This window comes from Oceanobacter sp. 1_MG-2023 (genome assembly GCF_030689025.1).
Taxonomy (GTDB): Bacteria; Pseudomonadota; Gammaproteobacteria; order Pseudomonadales; family Oceanobacteraceae; genus Oceanobacter.
The window spans coordinates 15,386-42,337 of sequence record NZ_JAUYWA010000017.1 but is presented as its reverse complement, the minus strand read 5'-3'; the positions used below and the strand labels follow the sequence as shown (position 1 = coordinate 42,337).

The window sequence follows — 26,952 nt, the reverse complement described above, 5'->3', positions numbered from 1 at the left end:
CGTTCGGGATATTGGCCTCACTGGCCAAATCACAGAACGGGTTGATCGTTTTACTTGGCGCTGGCCAGATTATCCAGATAACGTTCGGCATCCAGTGCCGCCATGCAGCCGGTCCCAGCAGAGGTAATGGCTTGGCGATAAATGTGATCCGATACATCACCGGCGGCAAACACGCCCTCTACGCTGGTTTGAGTGGCATTACCATGGCTGCCAGTCTGAACTTTCAGGTAGCCGCCTTCCATATCCAGCTGGCCTTCAAAAATACCGGTGTTGGGTGAATGGCCAATGGCAATAAAGATACCATCCAGGGCAATATCGGTCTTTGCATCGGTATCACGATGTTTGATACGCATACCGGTGACGCCCATATCATCACCCAGGACTTCATCCAGCTCGCTGTTCCAGTGAATGGTGACATTGCCGTTAGCGGCTTTGTCGAGCAGCTTGTCGGCGAGGATTTTTTCTGAACTGAAGCTGTCACGACGGTGAACAACAATGACCTCAGAGGCGATATTGGCAAGGTACAAGGCTTCCTCAACAGCAGTATTACCACCACCAATCACCGCTACCGGTTTTTTGCGATAGAAAAATCCGTCGCAGGTGGCACAAGCCGATACGCCCTTGCCCTTGAAGGCTTCTTCGCTTTCCAGACCAAGGTAACGGGCGCTGGCACCGGTGGCGATAATCAGAGCATCACATGTGTATTCACCGCTATCACCCTGCAGTACAAACGGACGTTGATCCAGTTTGACCGTGTGAATCTGGTCAAAAACAATTTCGGTATCAAAACGCTCGGCATGGGCTTTCATGCGCTCCATCAGCTCCGGCCCTTGCACTCCGGCAGTATCACCCGGCCAGTTATCAACCTCAGTGGTGGTGGTCAGCTGCCCTCCCATTTGCATGCCGGTAATCATTACCGGGTTCAGATTGGCGCGCGCAGCATATACCGCGGCGGTATAACCAGCAGGGCCAGAACCTAGGATTAACAGTTTTACGTGGCGTGACGAGCTCATACAAAAATCTCCAGAAGGGAAACCCGCCGACGATGTCTACATCGTCCGGCGATAAATCGGAATACAGACACTTGGTACTTGGTAATGGGGGCAAGCTTATCGGTTGCCAAGGCGGCGGTTCAATAGTATTTGCCAATTACAGGGCGCTTTTCTCAATCAAATATTTTTTCCCGCCCCCCAAACCTTGCCCGTAACCATTAACGGTTATGGTCTCGACCAGCCTTGATGCGTTTCACTTGCGCTATTTTCCTGCCATCAGCTGCCCCGGTAACGCCTGATCAGCCAAAGTGACAAGGTGGCCATGATCCACAGATTTGGCTTCTGGGGCTTGGCAAGATCAACAGCAAAGGCCATAGTAATTGCACTACTCACAGAGGGAGGGACACATTGCCAGTCGACCTGTCTATATCTGCGGCTCCGTATCACCATCAGGAATCGTACTGTTTGTTTTCCCTGCCAGCCGGTGTTGATGATACGGCTGCATTCGCTACCCCGACCACTTATCCATTACCTCCGACGTCATCTGCCACGTCACTTTGTCCATCCGGCCAATCCCCGGAACGCATCACCACAGACTCACCGCTTGCTTCTCTGAACCTGAAACCAGGAGAGTGTTTTTATGGCCGCGCGCAAAACTGCTACCAAGCTGTATGTTCTGGATACCAACGTGCTGATTCACGACCCCAGTGCCATTCATCAATTTGAAGAACACCAGGTCGTTATTCCCATGACGGTACTGGAAGAACTCGACAAGCTGAAAATGGGCAAAGCTGCCATCGCCACCGATTGCCGGGAAGCGATACGACAAATTGATCGTATTATTGGCAAAGCCAGCCCGACCGAGATTGCCAAAGGAGTACCGATAAAGCGGGCCGATGGCAAGTCACTCGGTTCGTTTTCCATTCTGCTGGATACCTTTGATAGCCGTCACGCGCCCTTATCCCGGGAGATGAACGACAACAAAATCATCAATGGCCTGATCGCTCTGCAGGAAAAATCTCCCCACCGCGACATTATTCTGATCACCAAAGACATCAATATGCGCCTCAAGGCACGGGGCTGTGGTATCGGTGCACAGGACTATCAGAACGACCAGATGCTGTCGGATGTGTCGCTGCTGGAAACCGGCTACCACACCTATGCCGATTCATTCTGGGACAGCCAGACCCAGGTCAACAGCTTCCATGATGCCACCGGGACTTTCCACCGTATTCCGCGAGGCCATTTGCCTGACGAACTGTATCTCAATCATTTTATCCTTGATGAAAGCGGCTTTGTCGGCAAGGTGGTGGATCTGGACAACGACATGGCGGTATTGCACGACTTGCCGGTGGAGCAACTGATGTCTCAGGTAGCCTGGGGACTGCGTCCACGGGACCTGCCCCAGGCGCTGGCATTACATCTGTTGCTCGATCCGTCGGTCTCGCTGGTAACGCTCAGTGGTCAGGCCGGTTCCGGCAAAACCATTCTGGCACTGGCCGCCGCCATTGAAATGACCGTCGCCACCCAGCAGTTTCGCCGGATTATCGCCACCCGCAGCACCCGAGGTCTGGACGAGGATATTGGTTATTTGCCCGGCACCGAGGCGGAAAAAATGGAGCCATGGCTCGGCGCCATCACCGATAACCTTGAAGCCCTGCATTACGAAGATGAGCACGCCACCAGCAGCGTCGATTATATTTTGCAAAAAGTACCGTTGCAGTTCAAATCGCTGAACTATATTCGTGGCCGCAGCTTCCAGCACAGCCTGATCCTGATCGATGAATGCCAGAACCTGACCCCTCACCAAATGAAAACCATCATTACCCGCGCAGGTTCCGGCAGCAAGGTGGTCTGTCTGGGTAATCTCGCCCAGATCGACACGCCATACCTGACCCCTGTCAGTTCTGGCTTGACCTATCTGATAGAGCGCTTCAAGGCCTTTGACCAGGGCGGTACCATTCATCTGCAAGGGTCGCCGCGTTCGCCTCTGGCGGAATATGCAGAAACCCATCTCTGATGGGTCTTTCCACCATCATATACAGCAGGACAGCGGGCTGATAAGCCCGCATGTACCAAACGGTTTTTTCAGGCTGTCGATGGCCGCTGCCCAGCGATAAGCAGATGACAGCCAGCGTCAGAGACGTATGCTGTAGCCGAATTTTTTACCGGATATCAAGATGATCAAACGTGTTGCTATTTATTGTGGTTCCCGCCTGGGGAATGACCCGGCCTATGCCGCTGCCGCAACAACATTAGCCACTTTTCTCGCCCAGCAAGGCATTGGCATTGTCTATGGTGGCAGTCAATCAGGGCTGATGGGAATAGTCGCCAATGCGGCGCTGGCAGCCGGTGGGGAAGTGATTGGTGTTATGCCTGGGGTACTCGGGCAACAGGAAAAAATCCACACCGGTCTGACACAAATACACCACGTACACAGCATGCACGAACGTAAGGCACTGATGGCCGATCTGGCCGATGCCTTTGTGGCTTTACCTGGTGGTATCGGCACCCTGGATGAATTGGTCGAAGTCTGGTGTTGGGCCAACATCGGTGATCACAACAAGCCTTGTGCCTGTTTTGATGTTGACCAGTTCTGGCAGCCGTTTTTTGACTTGCTGACGCATATTCGCCAGCAAGGATTTGCCCATCAAAGCGGAGAACTGTTGCGGGCCAGCGAACCAGCCCTCTTGCTGCAACAGCTTGAGCACTATGCGTTGGCGGGTTCCGGCTCGGAGGCGGGTTCTTCCAGTAAATGACGGCTTTCTGCCGCAAAACCGGCACCGACTTCCAGATAGTAGTTAAAGACGACATCCACTCCCAGGTCGATCAGCTCCTGGCATTCATCGTCGTAACGGGCCACGGCAGAAATCTTGCCGGTATAACCGGACAGGCGCAGCATCTCCAGCGTGCTCTTCATTTCCAGTTGTGCCGGTAACGCCATCATCACCAGACGGATATCGTTACGAGCAGCGCCAATACTTTCCCAGAACTCCATATCGTCCGCATCTCCGACCACCACGTTCAGGCCTTTACTTTTCAGATAGGCGATACGTTCAGGGTCAGACTCCACCCCACAGATACGGTTGCCATACTCAGCTTCCATCGCACGGTAAGCGCCCTTGCCAACCCGTCCCATGCCCAGAATAAGCACCTCGGCCTGTACCGGCGTTTCGTAGGTTGAGTGCGCTCCCGGGCGCTCATAACGGTTGATCTGTTCCTTGCGCCGCGCATAAATATGGTGGGCGCGGCGATACACGGCAGTACTGAGTACAAACGATAGCGACATGGAAACCGCCAGAATCACCAGCCAGTCGTTACTCAACCAGCCATTGTCCACGCTCAGGTGCGCCACAATCAGTCCGAACTCGCTGAAGTTGGTTAACGCCAGAGCACTCAGATATGACGTCCGTCCTGAAATCTTGAATTTCAGCATCAGGACAAAAAACAGACCGAACTTCACGATCAACAATGAGGTTAACAGCAGCACCGGCAAGGCCATATCGAGGGTTGGCAAGGCGGTAAAGCCGATCGACAGAAAGAACCCGATCAGGAATAGATCCTTGAACCCCATCAATGCCTTGTAGATTTCAACCGACTTGCTGTGAGAAGCCAGCAGCACACCGATCAACAAAGCCCCCAGATCACCTTTCATATGCACCAGCGAGAACAGCTCCGATCCCCCCAACGCCAGAAAGAAGCCCAACAAAGGCAATAACTCATCGTGACCAACCCGGCTGACCAGACGATGCAGCATGGGTTTCAGCAGCCATAAGCCCAGCAAACCAAACGCCATGATCGATGGAATCTTGCCAGTTGAGGCCACCAGGAAAATAACCGCAACAATATCCTGAATGACCAGAATCCCGACCACAATCTTGCCATGGCGGGCTTTCAGCTCAGAGGCCTCTTCCAGCATCTTGATAACACAAACGGTCGAAGAAAAACTCAGGGCAAAACCGATCAACGCCTGAGTCTGCCAGGGAATTTCCAGATAATGGCTGATACCCAGCCATCCCAGCAAAGACACCACCCCCACCAGCAGTAACGTCCAGAGACTGGTATGCAGCACACTGGTTGCCCATACTTCGGTTTTTAACAACGCCTTGACGTTCAGCTTCAGGCCAATGGTAAACAGCATCAGGGTAATGCCCAGATCCGCTAGCCGGTTCAAGACCGAATCCGGTTCCATACCCACGGCATTCAACCCAAACCCGGCCAACAAATACCCTACCAATGGTGGCATGCCTACCTGCTTGACGACAAAGCCACATAAAAATGCCACCAGAATCCAGACAAAATCCATTCTTGCTCCTTTAAATGCTCCAGCAAAGCACAACTGCTGCCAGTGGCAAGAATACCAGCCGAAGCACTTTATTTCGCCACCGTGCCATCAGCAAAACCCCAAATCGTCTGACAATAACAGGGTTGTTCCCTATTCCAGCAGATACAAATGGTGTACTGACCTGGCGCAGCGCCAGCTTTCGGTGCCAGTAGCCGGTCGATTCCGATTCCGCTACAGTCCAACACCACCCCACCTGCTTAATCCGATGCCAGAGGTTAAACGATTATTTTGCTCGATATTCTTTATCTTGATGACCATTTGGTGGCCATTAACAAACCCAGTGGCTTGCTGGTACATCGCAGTGATATTGACCGCCACGAAACCCGTTTTGTCTTGCAGCTACTGCGCAACCAGCTAGGTCAGCGGGTTTATCCGGTGCATCGGCTGGACAAACCAACGTCCGGGGTTCTGGTGTTTGCACTTTCCAGTGAGATTGCCAGCCAAATTGCTGATCAATGGCGGGAACGTGTGATCGATAAACGCTACCTGGCGATTGTGCGTGGTTATATGCCCGAGTATGTACACCTCGACTACGCCATGAGTCCGCCGATTGATAAATACGCCAAACAGCCAGTAATAAAACCACCACAAGAAGCCATTACCGACTTCCGTTTATTGGCCACCGTCGAGCTGGATGTCGAGATCGACAAGTATCCGCAATCCCGTTACTCACTGGTTGAAGCCATGCCGAAAACCGGGCGCAAGCATCAGATTCGCCGTCACCTGAAACATCTGAGCCACCCTATTATTTGTGATGCCCGTTATGGCAAGGGGCGTCACAGTCGCTACTTTCGTGACCATCTCAATGCCGGACGCTTGTTGCTCCACGCCTGGCAACTCCATATGACACACCCTGTCACACAACAGCCACTGGTGTTTACTGCTCCGCTGGATAACGTCTGGTGGTCACTGGTGCAGCGCTTCCAGTGGCAAGCACAGCTACCGGAGTTGCTCGCCGCAACCTTACCTGAGGATAACAATGAGCGGACATCGGTCTGAGATTCTGCAGCCTACTCCCCAAAGTTGTGCACATTTTTGCCTGAATCAGAAGTTGTGCACAGCCTTGCAGAAAACAACCTCAGATCAAGCCTATTATCCACTGGCGATAACCTTTGAAGGCGTGTTGTCAGGCCATTTTTTTCCTGAATGGTAAAAATAACCGATAATTTGCCTTGACGACCGGTTACCCACAGAATCTGTGGATAAATCTGAGGACAATTTCTTTAAAAGTACCTGCAAGCCGCACCAATACTGGCTTTTCCTTAAATTGTTCGGTTTTGAACCAAAAAAAAAACTCTTATATTTCAATAAGATAGCAATATATCGGTTTTTTTGAAGACACTTATTGACTTTTATCGATGATGGAAATGACGGTTTTATGACTATGTGAATAACGCCTGTTAGAAAATATTGACGTGTCATTTTTAAAAAAAATCACTGTCAAGACTTGCAAGCTGTCATTCCTTGGTTAATTTCAAAATACCCGATCAAAAACCGGGAACAAGTCTGTGGATAATTACGGGGATAATTTTCTGGAATTTGAAATTGACAGCTGCCATTTTTGGAGTACCAAGGCACATCTTTTTCAGCTTATAAAAAATACTTGCTTTTCAAGGTCTTAGGTACCGACTCCGAGTGCTTGTCAAGTACTGCATCCAAAAACTGTCCATGACGACCATGATGGTCTATGTGAGTAATTCATCAAGCCAGTGCGAACAGCGACGGTATTCTCTGCTGATTCTGTACCAATTATTTGAAAATACACTTGACGTCATCAGGCTGTCGATTTAGCCCACTGCCACTTCATCCACAGTTTCTGTGGATAATTGTGTGAATATCATCTTTAAAAGCGCTGCAGAGCCAGTCAGGGCAACGGTCCCGCTAATTTGTTCATTTTTTAACCAGCAAGAAAGACATGTTACCCACAGACACAGACAAAGCTTTGATTCGGTAACAGTCAAGCCTCAGCAGTAAAAAATATCATGGATATAAGCAGCGGCTATAAGAATTGTGAAGCAGACATGCGCCGCCAACATTGGCTTCACTGTTGGCGGGATAATAAAAACCCGGACAACAAACGCTGCAGAATACAGCATCTATCGATCCGGGTATCAAGGGCTGGTCAGTGAGGCCTAGAGTACGCCCAGTGCTTCTGCCAGTTGGTCTGCTGGCATATAGCCAGGGAACAGACGGCCATCGTCAACAATAATGGCTGGGGTGCCATTCACACCCAGTTGTCGACCCATCAGGTACTGCTCTGCAATCGGCTCATTACATGCTGTACTCGCCTGCATATTGGCAACCAGTGTCTGCTGTAATTCATTTACGCGCTTCTGCACGGCAGCATCCCCTGCACGCAACTGCCGACTCAGGGAGTTCAGTTCACTCTGGGCATTTTTCATATCGGTCATGGCTGTCTTGCGATCATCCTGACACCAGACGTAGTTAATTTTCTGGAATGACTGGGTCAGCTGGCCAGTATTGGGATCCTGAATACCGGAACGAGGGTACGCCAGGTAACGCACGGTAATGCCCAGTTCATTAATACGCGGAATTTCCTTGTGCAGCTTCTGGCAATAACCGCAGTCAATATCAGTGAAAACGTTGATCAGCGCTTTTTGTTTGCCTTTGGCCGGGAACAGGACGGTATCGGTATCGGCAATGGTTGCCATGCTTTCGGCACGACGCGGGTTCATACGCTCTTGCGTCACATTGACCGCGTGTGGGCCATCAATGGCAATCAGTTCATCACGATAGATCAGATGGCTGGCATCCGGCGTCATATACAGTGCCGGGCCACCTTCCAGAATCACTTCCAGAATCTGGTTATTGGCAATCAGACTGGTACCTTCCACTTTTACCTGTGGCCCATACACCTGTTGTAAATGGGATTCTGCCAGTGTCCGGATTGCCGCGGCAGCAGCCTGAGTCGGTTCTGCTGCATCCGAATCGTTACAGGCGGTCAGACCAACCACCAAAAACGACAACAATAATTTCTTCATTGTGTCCTACACCCTGTTGTCAGGAATAAATTTCGGTTTTGAAGCCGGAGAGGGTCATTGGTTCCAACCAATTCATAGCGATCTTGCCAATACTGTTTTACAGCCATAAAAAAACGGGCACAAGGCCCGTTCTTTCCAAACAAGAAGGTTATACCTTCTCTTTGATACGTGCAGATTTACCGCTACGTTCACGCAGGTAGTACAGTTTCGCCTGACGCACATCACCACGACGTTTGACAGCCATGCTGTCAATCTGTGGGCTGTGAGTCTGGAAAGTACGTTCTACGCCAACACCGTGAGAGATTTTACGGACGGTGAAAGCAGAGTTCAGGCCGCGGTTACGCTTGCCAATCACTACACCTTCAAACGCCTGCAGACGCTCACGGGTACCTTCTTTTACCTTAACCTGTACAACCACAGTGTCACCTGGGCCGAATTCAGGAACGGATTCTTTCAGCTGGGCGTTCTCAATCTGCTGAATGATTGGGTTCTTGTTGCTCATTGTATGCTCCTTAACAGTCTGGCGATTTGGTGTCAGATTCACTCACTCGTTCGCTCAGATACTCTGTCAATAACCTATGTTGTTCGTTACTCAGTTCCAGCGTGTCCAGTAAATCCGGTCGACGCTCCCAGGTTCTGCCAAGAGACTGTTTCAGCCGCCATAGGCGGATTTTCTCGTGGTTGCCACTCAGTAATACCGCAGGGACAGATTGTCCGTCGTACACTTCCGGACGAGTATAATGGGGACAGTCGAGCAGGCCTTCCATAAAGGAGTCCTGCTGGGCCGACAAGTCATGCCCAAGTACACCCGGCACCAAACGAATCACCGCATCCATCAATGTCATTGCCGCCAGTTCACCGCCGCTGAGTACAAAGTCGCCAAGCGACCACTCTTCGTCGATTTCCTGCCCGATCAAACGTTCATCAATGCCTTCGTATCGTCCCGATACCAGAATCAGCTTGTCGTGTTGTGCCAGTTCCAGCACCCCCGCCTGATCCAGTTTGCGCCCTTGCGGTGACAGATAAATCACTCGCGCCGGTTTCCCTGGTTGCTGATCTGCCGCTTCACGAGCGGCGGCAATGGCATCCTGCAGCGGCTGGATTTTCATCAGCATGCCGGGGCCACCACCGTAAGGACGATCATCGACGGTCTGGTAGTTGTCGTACGCAAAATCACGGGGATTCCAACGCTCGACAGCAATCTGTCCCTGCTTCACTGCCCGTCCGCTGACACCATAATCGGTGAGCGAATTGAACATATCCGGAAACAGGGAAACAACGCCAAACCACATCGTGTGGGCCTCTATACCGGTGCTGTCAAAACAGCACTGGTCAGTAATCTGCTTCCCATTCGACCTGGATCACCTTGCTTTCAAGGTCGACATCCAGAACGATGGTATCTACGTAGGGGATCAGGCGTTGTTGCTGATCGATACTGCCTTCGCAGCTCGTCAGTTTCATTACCTGGTTACCACCACCAGAATCAAACAGCTCTTTTACCTTGCCCAGCAGCTGACCCTGGGTATTCTCTACCTTCAGATCTTCCAGCTGGAACCAATAAAATTCATCGTCGTCGGGTTCGGGTAATTGCGAGGTATAAACGGCAATCTCGGTTTGAGACAGCGCCAGCGCCGCATCGCGGTCTGCTATACCTTTCAGTTTTACCACAATCCCTTTGCTTTGGGTTTGGCTTGCTTCCACTTCAAACGTCCGCCACTCACCATTGATACTCAATAGCCAGATCGGGTAGTCCAGAATGTTGCTCACCGGATCGGTAAAGGAATACACCTTGACCCATCCCTTGATGCCAAATGCGGTCGAGATCTTGCCCAGAACGGTAATTTCCTGGTCAGTCACCAACGCTCCCTCAGCTGGCACGAATTAAGCTTCAGCGTCAGCTGCAGGAGCAGCAGGCTGGGCTTTACGTGCATCTTTGAGCAGTTTGGCAACACGCTCGGTAGGCTGAGCACCACGAGCCAGCCAGAAATCAACACGTTCCAGATCAATACGCAGGCCTTCTTCGGAGCCACGAGCAACCGGGTTAAAGAAACCCATACGCTCGATAAAGCGACCGTCGCGAGGACAACGCGAATCCGCTACGTTGATGTGATAAAAAGGACGTTTTTTTGAGCCACCACGGGCCAGACGAATAACTACCATAAAAAAGATCTACTCCGATCGTTTTATCAAGCGGAATCCCAGTCAGCGTTGGTCTGAAAAACAGAGTCACACTACCGGATATTCCGGGTGGCGGGTTTTGGAATCGCCCGCCGTTCAACATCTTTCCCGCTTGCCAATCATGCTGTTATCGCCCGGAGGCGATTCATCTCAATCCGGATACAGGCGAAAAAGGCCTATTAAAAGGGGCGCAGATTGTATGCTGGATAGATCAGGAAGTAAACGACAGTTTGCCGGCACTTGCCCGGACACACACCCGCCAGACCAAAGCCCAACAGCGCTTCAGGTGCTGGCCTTGTCGGCGGCAGAATGATCCGGGGTGGTATCGGTGCTTTTCGCCTTGAGTGGCTTCGATGGCTTGACCATCACAGAGGCCACGGCAGCCACCAGCATCGACACCCCCAACACCGCAAATGCCTCGTTGTAAGACATCACCGAGGCCTGCTGTTGCACCTCGGTTGCGACCTGAGACAATACTTGCGGCGCCTGTGCTGGCAGCCCCATTTGCTGCCCCAGCAGTGCCAGATAATCCAGCGTCGATTGGCTATTGGCCACCAGCGTCTCGCGAATTTCCGCACCATGCAGGTCAGTGCGTTTTTGCAACAGGGTTGCCAGGCCAGCAATACCTATCGCTCCACCCAGGTTACGCATCACGTTAAACAACGTCGACGCCGAAGCAACATCCTGCGGCGGTAATGCCGCTGCCGACATTAATGACAGCGGCACCATGATAAACGGCTGCCCTAACGCCCGCAGCAATAACGCCGGAATCAGATAACTGCCATCATAGTCCATGCTCATATGCATATTCATAAACAGGCTCATCCCCATGACCACAAACCCGATCGCTACCAAAAAACGGGCCTGCACAAACTTGAGAATTCTGGGGATCAACGGAAAAAACGGCAATTGTGGAAAGCCAACCCACATCAGTACCAGGCCAATATCCAACGCGGTGTAATCATGTAATGACGCCAGATACAAAGGCACCAGATACACGGAACCAAACAGCCCGAATCCCAGCATCAGATACGCCACACAGGCCAGACTGAAATCCTTGTTGGCAAACAGGCGCAGATTCACCAATGGAAACGGCACCCGTAACTGGTGTCGTACAAACAGTACCAGCGATAACGATGACACCAGCGCTAACCAGCGAATGTACTCAGCCTCAAACCAGTCATCCTTGGCGCCTTCTTCCAATACCAGCTGCAAACACCCCAACCCCAGCGCCATGGTGACCATACCCAGCACATCTATCCGGGCTAGCTGGGTGTCATCAACCTTGCGTTTCTCCAGCCCCATGGTCAGCAGGGTGATCACAGCGGCCCCGGGTATGACATTGAGGTAAAAGAGATAATGCCAGCTGAATGTTTCTGTTAACCAGCCTCCCAGTGTCGGGCCAATACTGGGAGCGAAGGTTGCTGTGACACCAAACAGCGCCATCCCGACCGGGCGTTTGTCCAGCGGCAGCAAGGTCACAATCAGGTTAAACGCCATCGGAATCAGCGCGCCGCCGGTAAATCCCTGCAACGCCCGGAATACAATCATGCTCTCGAGGTTCCAGGCCAGCGAACAGGCCAGCGAGGCCGCCACAAACGCGGCACTGTTCCACACCAGATAACGCCGCGGCGACAGCCAGGCGGCAAAAAAGCCGGTCAATGGGATAGCGATCATTTCAGCCACCAGGTACGAGGTCGCAATCCAGGAGGATTCCTCCAGAGTGGCACCCAACGCCGCCTGAATATCTTTCAACGAAGAATTGGTGATCTGAATATCGAGAATGGCCATAAAGGCACCCAACAGGGCACCAGCAATCGCTAACCAGTAGCGCGGAAAACGCTCAGTCACACGCTACTCAGCCACAGCAGCAGTAAAAACAGCAGCGTCAACCGACATGCCAGGGCGCAGCATCGAGGTATCCTGACCGTCTTCAAACACCAGCTTGACCGGTAATCGTTGTACCACCTTGGTGAAGTTACCCGTTGCATTCTGAGGAGGCAGCAGAGCAAATTCTGAACCGGTGGCCGCAAAAAAACTGTCAACATGGCCTTTGAATATCAGATCAGGCAAGGCATCAACCCGGATTTCAACCGCTTGTCCGACTTGCATCTCGGCCACCTGGGTTTCCTTGAAATTGGCATATACCCAAACCGGGTGAGTCACCAGACTCATCAAGCGGGCACCGGGTGCCACACTCTGTCCCAGCTGAATCTGGCGGCTGGTGATTATCCCATCACGGGGAGCCACAATGGTGCAGTAATCCAGCATCAGCTGAGCCTGAGCCACCGCCGCCCGGGCTTCTGCCACACTGGCCTGTAATTGCGGAGCCTCGCCCTTGACCGCCACCAGATTGGCCTTGCGGGACGCCAGTTGGGCTTCGTTTTCGTGTAGCCGGGCCTCAGCCGAGGCCTGGGTCAGTTCGGCGGCATCAATGGCATCCTGCGATACATATTGCTGTTGTTTGAGTTGCTGCAGGCGCTTCAGTTGTTGTTGTGCGCGCCGGTATTCAGCCCGGGCACCTTCCAGCGAAGCCGCAGCTGAAGCGATTTGGGATTGTTCCGCCACTACCCGGTCGGCCAGATGTGTAAGTCGGGCCTGGGCTGCAGACAGCATGGCCTGCTGTTGCTGTAAACGGGTCAGATACAAGGCAGGGTCCAATGTCAGTAACACATCGCCCTGCTTCACCGCCCGATTGTCCTGGGCTTCCAGCGCCAGTACGGTTCCATCGATCCGGCTCATCACCGGTACAATATCGGCCTTGATGTAGGCATTGTCGGTATCTTCGCGGCCCTGATGCCACCACCACCAGTAACCCGCCAGACCGGTGATCAATAACAACAACAGAACAATCACTACTTTACGCATCGCCTTACATCACCCAGAGGAGCCAGAACAGGGCGCTAAACTAGCTTGCTATTTAACAAATTGGAAATTAAATTGTTTTCACATACTGTTCCATAACCGGCAACAACTGCGGTTATGCAAACAACCGTTACCACCACAATGATTACCATCATGACAACCACCATCATGATGATCACCATAACGGCGACCACGGTTATTACCGCAGTGCCACCCCGCCGACTGACCTTCCAGTCGGTGCAGGGTCACAGCGATAATCAAGGATAGCATCGGGGTAAAAGGCGAGCGGAAAGACGCAATAAAAGTCAGGAGTTAGCGATAGCGCTACAGCTCCGACAGGATTTCCGCACGCTTGGTGCGATATTCCTGTTCGCTGAGCAGGTTCTTCTCACGCAGGGTTTGCAAGCGCAACAGGCGCTCTTCGACGGTTTTACCTTGCGCCGGTGGTACAACAACCTCTCGCTGCATGTTCTGATGCTGCTGGATTCTGTCATCACAGACATAATACCGCGCCGTCATCTTGGTTTTGGTAAAGTTCTTGTAGTTACCGGTTGCCATGCGTTTGCGATGATCACTCTGATTGGTCGAGGTAATCACTATCTGGTCAGCCCCGAACTCTGCGGCTGATTGCCGATGCTCCTGCTGACAATGCTGAATGCCATTACGACCGTTGTTGATACAGGTGCTCTGCTTGACCATACGGCAGCGTTGTTCATCCACAGATTTTTTAATTTCTACCGCTTGAGCCGTCACGCTGGCACTGACACCCAGCAATACTACCGCCAACATCTTTTTCATGATTTGTCTCGTCATTACTGCCGTTGCCATAACTACCAGAACCACCCGACTTCTTATAAATCGCTGCGGCGTAGCTCGGGCTTGTGATAACGGCCGGTTAATAGAGCCAATCCGCTGCCCCAAAGGCTGGCGGATTGGCAGTAGTGCCTGCGTTGACCGGTAAAGAGAAGCCTGATCAGGCAGTTCAGTTCTCTTCACACCAGACGCGCGCGTTGCGGAACATACGCATCCAGGCACCGTCTTCGCTCCAGGGTTCGCCATCCGCTCCAAGTGGAATATACGAATTCTGGATAGCACGGAATACGCGCTCCGGGTGCGGCATCATGATCGTTACCCGACCATCAGCCGCGGTCAGACCGGTAATACCTTCTGGCGAGCCGTTCGGGTTGAGCGGATATTGCTCTGTGACCTTGCCATAATGATCAACATAACGCAGCGCCACTTGGCCGGCCAGTTCACTGAGATCCGCTTGTGAGCCAAACTCTGCCCGGCCTTCACCATGCGCCACCGCAATCGGCATGCGCGAACCAGCCATGCCCGCAAGGAACACGGAATCGGATTCCTGCACTTCGACCATCGCCACCCGTGCTTCAAATTGCTCGCTCATATTGCGCACAAAATGTGGCCAGTGTTCAGCACCCGGTATCAGTTCGTGCAGGTTTGACAACATCTGGCAACCATTACAAACCCCGAGGGCAAAAGTATCTGGGCGTGCAAAGAAGGCTGCAAACTGGCTACGGGCCTGATCGTTAAACAAGATCGACTTGGCCCAGCCTTCCCCGGCACCCAACACGTCACCGTAAGAGAACCCGCCACAGGCCACCAGGCCGCGGAAGCCTTCCAGCGTCACAGCCCCTGACAGTATATCGCTCATATGCACGTCAACAGTGGCAAACCCGGCGCGATCAAACGCAGCCGCCATTTCGATCTGGCCGTTAACCCCTTGTTCCCGCAGGATGGCCACTTTCGGCGCATCGGCAGATATTGAATCGGGCAAATCTGCCGTAATATCCTCGTTCACATCAAAGCTTAACTCGGCGTGAATCCCGGGATTGTCGCTGTCCAGCAGGGCATCAAACTCTTGCTGGGCGCAGTCGGCGTTGTCGCGCAGCGCCTGCATACGGAAACTGGTTTCTGCCCAGACCCGATGCCAGCGAGTGCGGGATTCACTGAGGAATTCTTCATCCTGAAAGCTGAAGGTGATCTGGTCATCGTCATTGACGGCACCAATCACGGCGGTGCAATCTCCCAGACCGGCGGCTTCAAATTGAGCCAGTACGGCTTCCAGATCGTCACGACGTACCTGCATCACTGCGCCCGGCTCTTCGGCAAACAGTGCTGCTGCCAGCTCGGACGGGGTATCGGCCAGCAGATCCATGGAAATATCCAGACCTGCGTGACCGGCAAACGCCATTTCCACCAGGGTAGCAAACAACCCACCATCTGAGCGGTCGTGATACGCCAGCAACTTGCCGTCGGCATTCAACCCTTGCACCACAGCAAAGAAAGCCTGCAAGTCTTCGGCATCGTCGAGATCGGCCGGAATGTCTCCGACTTGCTGATACACCTGAGCCAGACAAGAGGCTCCCAGGCGGTTCTGGCCACGGCCCAGATCCACCAGAATCAGGTCAGAGGCCATGTCTTTCTGAATTTGTGGTGTCAGAACCAGGCGGGCATCCGATACGGGCGCAAAGCCTGTAATCACCAGAGACATGGGGGAAGTCACCGCCTTGTCCAGGCTATCGCCCTGTTCGTTGGTGTCTTGCCAGCGGGTTTTCATCGACATGGAGTCTTTGCCCACTGGAATGGTCACTTGCAGCTCGGGGCAGAGCTCCATCCCAACGGCTTTTACCGTGGCGTACAGTTTCTCGTCTTCACCCTCGTGACCAGCCGCACACATCCAGTTGGCTGACAACTTGATGTCGGCTAACCGGGCAATCGGTGCCGCCGCCAGGTTGGTGATGGCTTCCGCCACTGCCAGTCGACCGGATGCCGGTGCATCCAGCAATGCAACCGGAGTACGCTCCCCCATCGCCATGGCTTCACCGACATAACTGTCGTAAGACGCAGTGGTTACCGCCACGTCTGCGACTGGCACCTGCCAAGGGCCAACAAACTGGTCACGGGCAACGGTACCGGTAATGGAGCGGTCACCAATGGTGATCAGAAAGGACTTGCTGGCAACCGTTGGCAAGGTCAGTACCCGCTCCGCCGCTTCGGCCAGATCAATACCTGTCGTATCAAACGGCGTTGCCGCTGTGGCACGAGTGCTGGCATCCCGGTGCATACGCGGTGGCTTGCCCAGCAACACCTGCAATGGCATATCCACGGGCTTGTTGCCAAAGTGGCTGTCGGTCACGGTCAGATGTTCTTCTTCGGTGGCGTAACCCACCACGGCATAAGGACAACGCTCACGCTGACAGATGGCATCAAAGGTGGCCAGTTCCTGCTGCGGCACCGCCATCACGTAACGTTCCTGGGATTCATTCGACCAGATAGCCCGTGGGCTCATGCCTGGCTCATCATTCGGGACGTTACGCAGTTCAAACTGACCGCCACGTCCACCGTCCCCCACCAGCTCAGGGAAAGCGTTGGAGATACCACCAGCACCCACATCGTGAATAAAGGCAATCGGGTTCTGCTCGCCTTTCTGCCAGCAGCGATCGATCACTTCCTGGCACCGGCGTTCCATTTCCGGGTTTTCACGCTGTACGGAAGCAAAATCGAGATCGGCATTGGACTGGCCAGAGGCCATCGACGACGCTGCGCCACCGCCCAGGCCAATCTGCATCGCCGGGCCACCCAGCACAATCAGGGCAGCACCGACAGGAATATCACCCTTTTGTACATGCTCATCACGAATATTGCCGTAACCACCGGCAATCATGATCGGCTTGTGATAACCCCGGACTTCACCATCGTGTTGCAGTTCAAAAGTACGGAAGTAACCACACAGGTTCGGACGGCCAAATTCATTATTAAATGCCGCACCGCCCAATGGGCCATCCGTCATGATATCGAGAGCCGAGACAATCCGGTCCGGCTTGCCATACTGGCTTTCCCATGGCTGTTCAAAGCCGGGGATTTTGAGATCGGAAACCGTAAAACCGGTCAGGCCTGCTTTAGGCTTGGAGCCACGGCCTGTTGCCCCTTCGTCACGAATCTCGCCACCAGAACCGGTGGCCGCCCCGGAGTGTGGTGCAATCGCAGTTGGGTGGTTATGGGTTTCCACCTTCATCAGGATATGCATGGCTTCTTCGTGATAGCCGTACTGACCGGACTGTTCCGTCCCCATCGGGTTCGGGAAGAAGCGCCCTGCCTGATGACCACGGATCACCGACGCGTTGTCTTTATAGGCAGAGAGAATATTGTCGTGATAACACTCGTAAGTGTTCTTGATCATCTGGAACAGGGATCTGTCCTGCTCCTGACCATCAATGGTCCAGCTGGCGTTAAAAATCTTGTGACGACAATGCTCGGAATTAGCCTGGGCAAACATCATCAGCTCAACGTCGGTCGGGTTACGCCCCATGATCTTGTAGTTATCAACCAGATAATCCACTTCATCATCGGCCAGGGCCAGGCCCAGCTCTTTATCTGCCGCCAACAGCGCCTCGCGACCACCACTCAGCACATCCACTGTCGTCAAGGGTGCCGGTTCGGCATGGGAGAACAGCGCCGCGGCGCCATCGTGGTGGTCAAGAACCACTTCAACCATACGATCATGCAAGGCGGCGGTCACCGCATCACGATCAGCAGCACAGCTGCCAGTGACGTAATAGGCGATACCCCGCTCCAGCCGCAACACCTTATCCAGGCCACAGTTATGGGCAATATCCGTGGCTTTCGATGACCAGGGAGAAATGGTGCCAAAACGGGGAATGACCAGAAATAAATCCGCCTCATCCATAAAGCCGGATTCCACGCTGTCAGCCTTGGGGCCATAACGAAGAATTCGCTCCAGAATCAGGTGCTCATGGTCAGCCAGATCGGCTTTGAGATCAGCAAAATGAACGAACTCGGCATAGACGCCAGTAACGGATGGAACTGCGTTCTGCAGTTTGCTGAGAATTCTGGATTGACGAAATTCCGAAAGCGCTGGTGCGCCACGCAGCTCAAGCATTGTGCCTTGACTCCAGGGGTGGGGCCGAAAATACGGGAAAAAATGAGGCCAAATGATACTGGATAGCAATCAACTCTGCTACCAGATGGCATCGTCTGAGCGACTGCGGCAACAGAGTTTTTCTGTTCTGATTACCGGATAAACTGATAAGAAAAGCAGCTACTCCGTGCTGAAAGCAGCCAAAAACAGGACAAAACAGTCCGACACAAGCGCACCACTCCGGCTGTCAGCAAGCGGCTTGCTGCGCTTGTCTGATTCGTGGCCATGGCACGCCCAAATGCGATGAAACCGGGCTTTATGGCGAATAAACAACCAGCAAAACCATCCTTATTGTCTTGATAACCACGATCAGATCACGATTAAACCACCTGCCATTGACAACACCTATTGCCACCATTCAGAGAAGCTCTTGGCTCAACGATTGTTTTTTAACCAACTTATGGTGTAAAATGGAACAATAATTGCTGCCACGCACCAGATTAGTGCAGGAGAGCACGATAGTTAATAATGGAGCCAACCTTACATGCTGATGAAATCAGTCAAACTGCTAACGGGTCTGATGACTCTGCTGGTCTGCCTTACCGCGATCACAGGTAGTGTACGCCCGACACAGTTAGAGCAAATACGGATGCACGGTGAAATCACCATGATTACCCGTAACAGCCCAGTGACCTACTACGAAGACCGTACAGGCCCATCAGGCTATGAACTGGAACTGGCTCAGGCATTTGCCGACTATCTTGGTGTGCGACTGAATGTACAGGTGGCCGACAACCTGACTGGCATATTCACAGCATTAAATGCCGACCAGGCACAGTTTGCTGCCGCTGGCCTGGCTGTTACACCAGAACGTCAACGCTGGTTCCGTTTCGGCGAACCCTACCAGCAAGTCCGTGAACACGTGATCTATCGCCGTGGCACCCAGCGCCCACGCAAGCTCGACGACATGCTCAGCGGTATGATTGTAGTCCCGGCGTCATCCAGCCATGCCCAGACATTACGTCGTGCCCAGGTGGATGAACGTCCAGAGCTGAGCTGGAGCGAAACCGGCGAGCTGGATATTACCGATTTGATGCATATGGTTGCTAATGGTGATATCGACTACACCCTGGTCAACTCCAACGAATTCAATATGCTGCAAGCCTATATCCCCAATATCGGTATCGGCTTCACCATTGATAATGAACGCTCACTGGCCTGGGCATTCCAGCACAATCGTGACAACTCCCTGCTCAACGCTTCACGAGAATTTTTTCAGTCACGCCAGACTCGTCAACAACTGGCAACGCTGAACGAGCGCTACTACGGCCATCTCGATGAGCTGAACTATGTCGGTGCCAAGCGTTTCTTGCGCCAGACTGTACGCAAGCTCGATCGTTACAAGCCGTATTTTGAACGATCCGCCAACGACAACCAGTTTGACTGGCGTCTGCTGGCAGCAGTGGGTTATCAGGAAAGCCACTGGAACCCGCTGGCAACCAGCTACACCGGCGTACGGGGCTTGATGATGCTGACCAATGCGACCGCAGGTGACCTTGGTGTCAGTGATCGTCTCGATCCAGAGCAAAGCATTCTTGGTGGCGGACGCTATCTGAACAGTTTACGTAACCGCCTGGGTACCCAGGTAGCCGAACCGGATCGCACCTGGATGACGCTGGCTTCCTACAATATTGGTTATGGCCACTTGCAGGACGCTCGCCGTCTGGCCTACGAAATGGGTGGTAATCCGAACCTGTGGCGCGATGTGAAAGAAGCTTTGCCACTGCTGAGCCAGAAGCGTTACCACAAAAACACCCGTTACGGTTACGCCCGTGGCAGTGAAGCCGTTGATTATGTCCAGAACATCCGCCGCTACTACGACGTACTGGTCTGGAATGATGAACAGGCTCTGCAGATTGCATCAACAGACAACGACAACCTGCACTTGTCCTCTTCCATGACGGTGGTACCGCCACTGCTCTGAATAACGAAAGCAGCCTGCCTGGCAAAAACCGCCGGACAACAGCCATAAAAAAACCGCAACCCTTGTCAGGCTGCGGTTTTTTTATGCTGCTCAATCAGTGAGGTCGGCGATCAGCGGTTACGATGATTTTTTATGACCACTCCAGACACCGCTGACATCTTCACCAGCCGCCTGGGCATCAGCGTGATACGAAGAACGTACCATTGGCCCGCTGGTTACCCGGCTAAAGCCCATTTCCTTGGCAATATTACCCAGCTCATCAAACTCTTCCGGTGTCACAAAACGCTCAACAGGCAAGTGTTCACGGCTTGGCTGCAAATACTGTCCCATGGTGATGTGGTCGACCAGATGAGCGCGCATATCCTTCATCACTTCGATCACTTCTTCGTTGGTTTCACCCAGGCCCAGCATCAAGCCAGACTTGGTGGGTACATCGGGGCGACGTTGCTTGTAGTTTTTCAGCAAGTCCAGTGACCACTGGTAATCGGAACCTGGACGGCTTTTTTTGTACAGGCGAGGCACGGTTTCCAGGTTGTGGTTAAACACATCCGGTGGCGTTTGCTCCAGCGTATCCAGTGCAACATCCATACGACCACGGAAGTCCGGCACCAGTACTTCAATCTTGATACTCGGGCTGTGCTCACGGGTCAGGGAGATACAATCAGCAAAATGCTGGGCACCGCCATCGCGCAAATCGTCACGGTCAACCGAGGTCACTACAACGTATTTCAGCCCCATATCCGCAATTGCCAGTGCCAGGTTTTTCGGCTCATCAACATCCAGCGGATTCGGGCGACCATGGCCAACATCACAAAACGGGCAACGACGGGTACAGATATCACCCATAATCATAAACGTTGCCGTACCGCCACCAAAACACTCACCCAGGTTCGGGCAGCTGGCTTCTTCGCATACGGTGTGCAATTTGTGTTTGCGCAGCTTGGCCTTGATATCACTGATTGCCGGGGTAGCCGGAATACGCACCCGAATCCAATCGGGTTTGCGTGGCATTTCTTCGGTAGGAATCACTTTAATCGGGATACGGGCAACCTTGTCAGCACCACGTAATTTTTGCCCTTGTACCGCTTTTACTCGTTCAGTCATCTGTTTACCCCAGCCTGCCCGGTCAGCGGGATCACCGCAACCAGGATGTATAATTTGGATCTGGCGCGGCAGATTATGCCGGGCGCGTGATCGTTGTGAAACCCAGGTGACGGATCAGCTGTTGTTCCAGCTGCCCAGCCACCTGATCGATGTTTAATCCGGCGTTTGGTGCTTCCCGAACCACCTGAGTCATTTCCAGCCCGGCGTAACCACAGGGGTTGATACGCAAGAAAGGCGTCATATCCATATCCACATTCAGCGCCAGACCATGAAAGGTACGGCCATTACGAATGCGCAGTCCCAGCGAGGCAATCTTGCGACCGTCGACATAAACCCCTGGCGCATCAGCTTTGGCAGCCGCATCAATACCCCATTGGGCCAGCGTCGCAGCGATCGATTCTTCCATGGCGGTCACCAAGGCCCGCGGACCAAGGCCAAGACGCTTGATATCCAGTAACAGATAAACCACCAGCTGGCCTGGGCCATGATAGGTCACCTGACCGCCGCGATCTGTCTGTACCACGGGAATATCCCCAGGCACCAGCACATGCTCGGCCTTGCCAGCCTGACCCTGGGTAAAGACTCCAGGATGCTGTAAAAACCAGATTTCATCCGTGGTCTCGGGTTGACGCCGGGCCGTAAAAGACACCATTTCCTCATAGCAGGGCTGATAATCAACCAGCCCCAGCTGACGAACCACCACCTCTGGCATCAGATCACCATATGCACCAGTTCGTGAGCACTCAGCTCTTTATGTAGCGCTTCCAGCTGCTCGATACCCGTCGCAGTAATATAAATTGTCAGCGACTGGAAATTACCCTTGCTGCTGTCACGCACCTGGATTTTCTCAAGATCGAACCCCGGAGCATGGAGATGGAAAATATCCAGCACGACCTGGCGATAATTATCCGTGCCCTTGCCAACAACCTTGACGGGGTAATTGGCGCAGGGAAATTCGATTTTCGGCGCTTCCTGAGTGGTTGCAGGCTGGCCGTCCGCCTTGATCAAAGCCATGTCGATTACCTCAACAGTCGTGTAAAGAACATCTCGATTTCACCCATCAGCTGACCAACCAGACCGGATTCTTCTACCGCACTGATGGCAATCAATGGACGTTCCTCGATAACTTCACCGTCTTTGCGGACCACCAGAGTGCCCACCACATCACCTGCGGCAATAGGCGCCTTGATGTATTCATCGGTGTTCAGCTCAACATCCAGATCGCCTTCAGTACCACGGGGCACGGTCAGATAAAGGTCATCCTTCACCCCCAGGTCGATCTGATCTTGCTGGCCGAGCCAGACTTTGCGCTGTTCCAGCACATCGTTGGCGCTGTACAGTTTGTGGGTCTGGAAATAACGGAAGCCATAGGCCAGCAGCTTCTGGGTTTCCCTGGCACGGGCATCGTCACTGCGGGTACCCATCACCACGGCGATCAGGCGCATATCATCCCGCACCGCGGATGCAGCCAGACAGAATCCGGCAGCTTCGGTATGGCCGGTTTTCAGGCCATCGACAGAGTCATCACGCCACAACAGCTTGTTGCGGTTAGGTTGACGAATATCGTTGTATTCAAAGTATTTTTCAGAATACAGACCGTAATAGGCCGGGTGATCCTTGATGATATGCCACGCCAATGTGGCGATATCCCGTGCGGTTGAATGATGCTCTTCCGCAGGCCAGCCCGTTGCGTTCATGAAATGACTGTTGGTCATTCCCAGCTTGATGGCGTACTGGTTCATCCAGTCGGCAAATGCATCCTCAGAACCGGCAAAGTATTCTGCCACCGCCACCGAAGCGTCGTTGCCGGATTGCACAATAATGCCGCGCAGCAAGTCGATCAGTGAGACCTCCGTACCTTCGCGCACAAACATTTTGGAGCCGCCCTTTTTCCAGGCGTTAACACTGATTGGCACCATGGTGTCATCCGTAACATTACCCGTCACCAGTTCGTGCACAGCAATATAGCTGGTCAGCATCTTGGTCAGACTGGCAGGCGGCAAGGTCTCGTCGGCATTGTGCTCGACCAGGACATTGCCACTCTCAGCATCAATCAGAATAAAGGCCCGCGCATCCAGATCAGGAGCTTTGGGAACAATAATGGCAGCCGAAGCACAGGCCGCACTCAAGTATAAAAACAGGCTTAGTAGATAGCGCATGACTCTTGACTAACAGTAGGAGAGTTGAGCCGGGCATTGTAACACGGCCACCAGAATTTGCAGTCCAGACGAGAACGACATATTGCCGTCATAAAGAGCTGCGATATACAGGGTCACTGAGTCAGGATAATTGAGCCAGTCAGACCCCCGCTGGCCGCAATCAGGCAGTAAAGACTATAGGCGCAGTTCGCACCCCGATTTACACTGACCAATACAAACCAACGTTCACAAGAACCTTTATCTGACAGGAAGTTCCCATGCAACGCCTTGCCTGCTCCGGCCTGCTGGCCATCACAACGCTCGCTACCGCAGCTTTATTGACGTCGCCGCCGCTGCTGGCAGCCTCCCCATCAGCCTATCAGCCCAACTACCAACAGGGTCAGGCCTGGCTGGAATACCGCCTTGCCAACGAGACACCCGGCACCCGTGCACGTAACCTGATCCTGTTTCTTGGCGACGGCATGAGTGTCACCACGCTGACCGCTGCACGCATCTTTCAGGGCCAGCAACAAGGTTTCAGTGGTGAAGAAAACTTCCTGTCATTCGAGCGCTTCCCCTATTCCGGATTGGTCAAGACCTACAACACCAACCAGCAAACCCCGGATTCCGCCGGCACCATGAGCGCCATCATGACCGGCGTCAAAACCCGCGCCGGGGTGCTCAGTATTGGCCCCGAACAGGATCGCGCTGTCTGCCAGGGCAGCCAGGCCCACCAGCTGACAACATTACTGGAATACGCCAGCCAGCAAGGATTGGCCACCGGTGTGGTCACCACCGCCCGCCTGACTCACGCGACCCCGGCAGCAACCTACGCCCACACCCCCGAACGGGACTGGGAAGCCGACAGCGATCTGTCTGAAGAAGCGCGCCAGCAAGGCTGCGAAGACATTGCCGCCCAATTGATCCACCGCGGCTTTGCCAACGGGCTTGATCTTGCGATGGGCGGCGGCCGCAAGAACTTTATGACAACAGCCCGGGAAGGCGTACGTCTCGATACCGACCTGACCCAGCAATTCAGCACACGCTATCCCGACGGCCAACTTCTACTGAGCCGAAATGACCTTATGGGCATGCAGGCTCGTACCCCGGTGCTTGGCCTGTTCGCCGACAGCCATATGGCCTACGCCCATGACCGCACCAGCGCCGAACCCTCTCTCACCGAAATGACCTTTGCCGCCTTGCAGATCCTGCATCAGCAAACCCAAAACAGCGACCAGGGCTATGTCCTGATTATTGAAGGCGCCCGTATCGACCATGCCCATCATGCCGGCAATGCCTATCGCGCCCTCACTGATACCGTCGCCATGGCCGATGCTGTCGCCTTTGCCGACCGCATGACCAATGACAACGACACCCTGATCATGGTGACCGCAGACCACAGCCATACGCTGTCCTTCTCCGGTTACCCGCAACGTGGCAACGATATTCTTGGTCTGGTGCAACACAACGACCAGCTTGCCCATGCCAGCGATGGTGCCCCTTACACCACGCTGGGCTACGCCAATGGCCTGGGTGCCAATGATATTGATCCGGTCAGCGCTGCAGAATCCGGCCGCCAGAATGGCCGAGTCCACTGGCATGAGGATGAAGACACCAGTCACCCGGACTTCCATCAGGCTGCACTGGGCCACCGGGAAAGCGAAACCCATGGCAGCGACGATGTCGCGATTCACGCCAAAGGCCCGGGGTCACAATGGTTCCGCGGCCTACTGGAACAAAACAGCCTGTTTCACCTCGCCAGCCGGGCACTGCACCTAACCACCCAGGCCCCGGCCGTCACGGAGGACAACTGATATGACCGTTATGACCCCACTCAAACGTGCCGCACAGCTCACCACCACCCTGAGTGCCATGGCACTGGCCAGCTGCGCGACCCATGACAGCAGTACCGATCCGGTCAGCGACAGCCAGCCACAACACACCACCAAGGTATTGATCCCCGGCCCGGTCAGCAGCAGTGACTGGTATGCCCTAGGGCAACAACAAGCCGACCAGCGCCAACAACAGCCAGACAATCAACACCGAGCCAAAAACCTGGTGCTGGTCATTGGTGACGGCATGGGAATCACCACGTTAACGGCCGGGCGCATCTTCAGCGGCCAACAACTTGGTCTTAACGGCGAAGACTTTGCCATGAGCTTCGAAACCCTGCCCTATTCAGCCCTGGTCAAAACCTACAACACCGACCTGCAAACACCGGACTCGGCAGGCACGATTACAGCCCTGCTCACGGGCACAAAAACCCGCGCCGGAGTACTGTCCGTCGGCCCTGGCGTCACCCGGGGAGACTGTGCCAGCGGTGCAGGCCAGACGCTCGACACACTGATGGATCTGGCACAAGCGCAAGGCAAGGGTACCGGTGTGGTCTCCACCACCCGCCTGACCCACGCCACCCCGGCGGCAACGTATGCCCACAGTGTCGATCGCAACTGGGAAAACGACAGCCAGCTGACTGACGAAGCCCGCACCTCCGGCTGTCAGGACATTGCCACCCAACTGGTCAACAGCGATCTCGATATTGCTCTTGGTGGTGGTCTGGCGCAATTTAACACCACTGCCACTGGCGGTGCTCGTCAGTCCGGCAACCTCACGGACGATTGGCAGCAGCGCCCGGATCATCACTTGCTCACCAACCGGGACGCCTTGCAAACCGCCGATTTGAGTCACGGCCAGTGGCTGGGGCTGTTTTCTCCCTCACACCTGCCATACGTTGACGATCGCGATACCCAAACTCCCGGTTTGCTGGATATGACCCAGGCCGCCGTGCAACGCCTGTCACACAACGAGGAAGGTTACGTACTGGTGATTGAAGCAGGCCGCATCGACCACGCCCACCATGAAGGCAATGGCTATCGCGCCCTGAAAGAAACCGAGGAATTACACCAAACGGTTGACTGGCTGCTGCAGTCTGTTGATCTCGAAAATACCCTGCTGCTGGTCACCGCCGACCATAGCCATACACTGACTCTGGCAGGCTATCCGACCCGCGGCAACCCGATGACAGCACTGGTAACGGGCAATGATGATCACGGCCACCCGGCACCAGAGCCTGATCGTCTGGCGGATGGCGAACACTACACATCGATGAATTATCGTAATGGCCCCGGCGCTGTCGCCATGCCGCGTCCGGCCATCAGCGCCGACGAAGCTGAATCACCAGACTATCGTCAGCAAGCGTTGATACCCATGTACTCAGAAACCCATGGCGGCGAAGACGTCGCCGTCTACGGGGCTGGCCCCTGGTCCCACCTGCTGGGTGGCACCATGGAACAACACTGGCTGTTTCACTTGATGCGTCATGCCCTGACCGTCGATACCGCAACAGGACGATAGCGACTGGGATAACAATAGGGATAGGGATACGTCGGTGATCGTACACGGGTCGCCGACGGCTTGGGTGTCGCCGACTCGCCGTCGCGCCTG

General features: G+C 53.9%; 21 protein-coding genes. 6 read left to right on the top strand and 15 right to left on the bottom strand.

Annotated features, from left to right (window positions below; all coding sequences use genetic code 11):
• Nucleotides 1-50 precede the first annotated feature (50 nt).
• Nucleotides 51-1,013, bottom strand: coding sequence for a thioredoxin-disulfide reductase (gene trxB, locus Q8W22_RS11695; RefSeq protein ID WP_303432412.1), 963 nt, complete (start codon nt 1,011-1,013; stop codon nt 51-53).
• A 619-nt stretch (nt 1,014-1,632) separates the two neighbouring features.
• On the opposite strand from trxB, the gene Q8W22_RS11690 reads away from it, so the two are divergent.
• On the top strand, nt 1,633-3,012 hold the full coding sequence (locus Q8W22_RS11690) for a PhoH family protein (RefSeq protein ID WP_305415237.1): 1,380 nt from the start codon (nt 1,633-1,635) through the stop codon (nt 3,010-3,012).
• A gap of 160 nt (nt 3,013-3,172) precedes the next feature.
• The gene (locus tag Q8W22_RS11685; protein WP_305452444.1) at nt 3,173-3,751 is read left to right on the top strand and encodes a TIGR00730 family Rossman fold protein; all 579 of its coding nucleotides are present in this window, start codon (nt 3,173-3,175) and stop codon (nt 3,749-3,751) included.
• Here Q8W22_RS11685 and Q8W22_RS11680 read toward each other — a convergent pair.
• Entirely contained in the window at nt 3,703-5,298 is a 1,596-nt protein-coding gene (locus Q8W22_RS11680) for a cation:proton antiporter family protein (RefSeq protein ID WP_305452443.1), read from the bottom strand. The two genes, Q8W22_RS11685 and Q8W22_RS11680, sit on opposite strands and share 49 nt — an antisense overlap.
• 267 nt (nt 5,299-5,565) lie before the next feature.
• On the opposite strand from Q8W22_RS11680, the gene truC reads away from it, so the two are divergent.
• On the top strand, nt 5,566-6,336 hold the full coding sequence (truC, locus tag Q8W22_RS11675; protein ID WP_305452442.1) for a tRNA pseudouridine(65) synthase TruC: 771 nt from the start codon (nt 5,566-5,568) through the stop codon (nt 6,334-6,336).
• A 1,133-nt stretch (nt 6,337-7,469) separates the two neighbouring features.
• Here the strand turns inward: truC and Q8W22_RS11670 are convergent.
• From Q8W22_RS11670 to purL, 9 genes are all read right to left on the bottom strand, one after another.
• A complete protein-coding gene (locus tag Q8W22_RS11670; RefSeq protein ID WP_303432421.1) occupies nt 7,470-8,339 on the bottom strand; it encodes a DsbC family protein in 870 nt (289 codons plus the stop codon).
• A 148-nt stretch (nt 8,340-8,487) separates the two neighbouring features.
• Complete coding sequence (gene rplS / locus Q8W22_RS11665) at nt 8,488-8,841, bottom strand: 50S ribosomal protein L19 (protein WP_303432423.1); 354 nt, start codon at nt 8,839-8,841, stop codon at nt 8,488-8,490.
• Between the two features lie 10 nt (nt 8,842-8,851).
• On the bottom strand, nt 8,852-9,631 hold the full coding sequence (trmD, locus tag Q8W22_RS11660; RefSeq protein ID WP_303432425.1) for a tRNA (guanosine(37)-N1)-methyltransferase TrmD: 780 nt from the start codon (nt 9,629-9,631) through the stop codon (nt 8,852-8,854).
• A 40-nt stretch (nt 9,632-9,671) separates the two neighbouring features.
• Nucleotides 9,672-10,196: a ribosome maturation factor RimM gene (rimM, locus tag Q8W22_RS11655; RefSeq protein WP_303432427.1), complete on the bottom strand. Its 525-nt coding sequence runs from the start codon at nt 10,194-10,196 to the stop codon at nt 9,672-9,674.
• A gap of 24 nt (nt 10,197-10,220) precedes the next feature.
• A complete protein-coding gene (rpsP, locus tag Q8W22_RS11650) occupies nt 10,221-10,499 on the bottom strand; it encodes a 30S ribosomal protein S16 (RefSeq protein ID WP_303432428.1) in 279 nt (92 codons plus the stop codon).
• 300 nt (nt 10,500-10,799) lie between these two features.
• A complete protein-coding gene (locus tag Q8W22_RS11645; protein WP_303432430.1) occupies nt 10,800-12,368 on the bottom strand; it encodes a DHA2 family efflux MFS transporter permease subunit in 1,569 nt (522 codons plus the stop codon).
• 3 nt (nt 12,369-12,371) lie between these two features.
• Complete coding sequence (locus Q8W22_RS11640; RefSeq protein ID WP_305452441.1) at nt 12,372-13,385, bottom strand: HlyD family secretion protein; 1,014 nt, start codon at nt 13,383-13,385, stop codon at nt 12,372-12,374.
• A gap of 321 nt (nt 13,386-13,706) precedes the next feature.
• Entirely contained in the window at nt 13,707-14,180 is a 474-nt protein-coding gene (locus tag Q8W22_RS11635; RefSeq protein WP_305415229.1) for a hypothetical protein, read from the bottom strand.
• 184 nt (nt 14,181-14,364) lie between these two features.
• Entirely contained in the window at nt 14,365-18,303 is a 3,939-nt protein-coding gene (gene purL / locus Q8W22_RS11630; protein WP_305452440.1) for a phosphoribosylformylglycinamidine synthase, read from the bottom strand.
• 523 nt (nt 18,304-18,826) lie between these two features.
• Here purL and mltF point away from each other — a divergent pair.
• A complete protein-coding gene (mltF, locus tag Q8W22_RS11625; protein ID WP_305452439.1) occupies nt 18,827-20,266 on the top strand; it encodes a membrane-bound lytic murein transglycosylase MltF in 1,440 nt (479 codons plus the stop codon).
• A gap of 117 nt (nt 20,267-20,383) precedes the next feature.
• On the opposite strand, the gene lipA is transcribed toward mltF, so the two are convergent.
• From lipA to Q8W22_RS11605, 4 genes are all read right to left on the bottom strand, one after another.
• Nucleotides 20,384-21,370, bottom strand: coding sequence for a lipoyl synthase (gene lipA, locus Q8W22_RS11620; RefSeq protein WP_303432445.1), 987 nt, complete (start codon nt 21,368-21,370; stop codon nt 20,384-20,386).
• 73 nt (nt 21,371-21,443) lie between these two features.
• Nucleotides 21,444-22,082, bottom strand: coding sequence for a lipoyl(octanoyl) transferase LipB (lipB, locus tag Q8W22_RS11615; RefSeq protein ID WP_305415226.1), 639 nt, complete (start codon nt 22,080-22,082; stop codon nt 21,444-21,446).
• Nucleotides 22,082-22,384, bottom strand: a complete 303-nt coding sequence (locus Q8W22_RS11610) for a YbeD family protein (RefSeq protein ID WP_303432451.1) — start codon at nt 22,382-22,384, stop codon at nt 22,082-22,084. The genes lipB and Q8W22_RS11610 overlap by 1 nt, the downstream gene beginning before the upstream one ends.
• Nucleotides 22,385-22,389: 5 nt before the next feature.
• Nucleotides 22,390-23,529 (bottom strand): D-alanyl-D-alanine carboxypeptidase family protein, encoded by a 1,140-nt coding sequence (locus tag Q8W22_RS11605; RefSeq protein WP_305415225.1) that lies wholly within the window; start codon nt 23,527-23,529, stop codon nt 22,390-22,392.
• Between the two features lie 257 nt (nt 23,530-23,786).
• On the opposite strand from Q8W22_RS11605, the gene Q8W22_RS11600 reads away from it, so the two are divergent.
• Complete coding sequence (locus Q8W22_RS11600; RefSeq protein ID WP_305452438.1) at nt 23,787-25,322, top strand: alkaline phosphatase; 1,536 nt, start codon at nt 23,787-23,789, stop codon at nt 25,320-25,322.
• Nucleotide 25,323: 1 nt separating this feature from the next.
• Complete coding sequence (locus Q8W22_RS11595; protein ID WP_305452437.1) at nt 25,324-26,862, top strand: alkaline phosphatase; 1,539 nt, start codon at nt 25,324-25,326, stop codon at nt 26,860-26,862.
• The last annotated feature ends 90 nt before the right edge of the window (nt 26,863-26,952 follow it).

Coding starts and splice junctions, on each gene's coding strand:
- trxB (WP_303432412.1), bottom strand. CDS start 1,013: ATGAGCTCGTCACGCCACGTAAAACTGTTAATCCTAGGTTCTGGCCCT.
- Q8W22_RS11690 (WP_305415237.1), top strand. CDS start 1,633: ATGGCCGCGCGCAAAACTGCTACCAAGCTGTATGTTCTGGATACCAAC.
- Q8W22_RS11685 (WP_305452444.1), top strand. CDS start 3,173: ATGATCAAACGTGTTGCTATTTATTGTGGTTCCCGCCTGGGGAATGAC.
- Q8W22_RS11680 (WP_305452443.1), bottom strand. CDS start 5,298: ATGGATTTTGTCTGGATTCTGGTGGCATTTTTATGTGGCTTTGTCGTC.
- Q8W22_RS11670 (WP_303432421.1), bottom strand. CDS start 8,339: ATGAAGAAATTATTGTTGTCGTTTTTGGTGGTTGGTCTGACCGCCTGT.
- rplS (WP_303432423.1), bottom strand. CDS start 8,841: ATGAGCAACAAGAACCCAATCATTCAGCAGATTGAGAACGCCCAGCTG.
- trmD (WP_303432425.1), bottom strand. CDS start 9,631: ATGTGGTTTGGCGTTGTTTCCCTGTTTCCGGATATGTTCAATTCGCTC.
- rpsP (WP_303432428.1), bottom strand. CDS start 10,499: ATGGTAGTTATTCGTCTGGCCCGTGGTGGCTCAAAAAAACGTCCTTTT.
- Q8W22_RS11640 (WP_305452441.1), bottom strand. CDS start 13,385: ATGCGTAAAGTAGTGATTGTTCTGTTGTTGTTATTGATCACCGGTCTG.
- Q8W22_RS11635 (WP_305415229.1), bottom strand. CDS start 14,180: ATGAAAAAGATGTTGGCGGTAGTATTGCTGGGTGTCAGTGCCAGCGTG.
- purL (WP_305452440.1), bottom strand. CDS start 18,303: ATGCTTGAGCTGCGTGGCGCACCAGCGCTTTCGGAATTTCGTCAATCC.
- mltF (WP_305452439.1), top strand. CDS start 18,827: ATGCTGATGAAATCAGTCAAACTGCTAACGGGTCTGATGACTCTGCTG.
- lipA (WP_303432445.1), bottom strand. CDS start 21,370: ATGACTGAACGAGTAAAAGCGGTACAAGGGCAAAAATTACGTGGTGCT.
- lipB (WP_305415226.1), bottom strand. CDS start 22,082: ATGCCAGAGGTGGTGGTTCGTCAGCTGGGGCTGGTTGATTATCAGCCC.
- Q8W22_RS11610 (WP_303432451.1), bottom strand. CDS start 22,384: ATGGCTTTGATCAAGGCGGACGGCCAGCCTGCAACCACTCAGGAAGCG.
- Q8W22_RS11605 (WP_305415225.1), bottom strand. CDS start 23,529: ATGCGCTATCTACTAAGCCTGTTTTTATACTTGAGTGCGGCCTGTGCT.
- Q8W22_RS11600 (WP_305452438.1), top strand. CDS start 23,787: ATGCAACGCCTTGCCTGCTCCGGCCTGCTGGCCATCACAACGCTCGCT.
- Q8W22_RS11595 (WP_305452437.1), top strand. CDS start 25,324: ATGACCGTTATGACCCCACTCAAACGTGCCGCACAGCTCACCACCACC.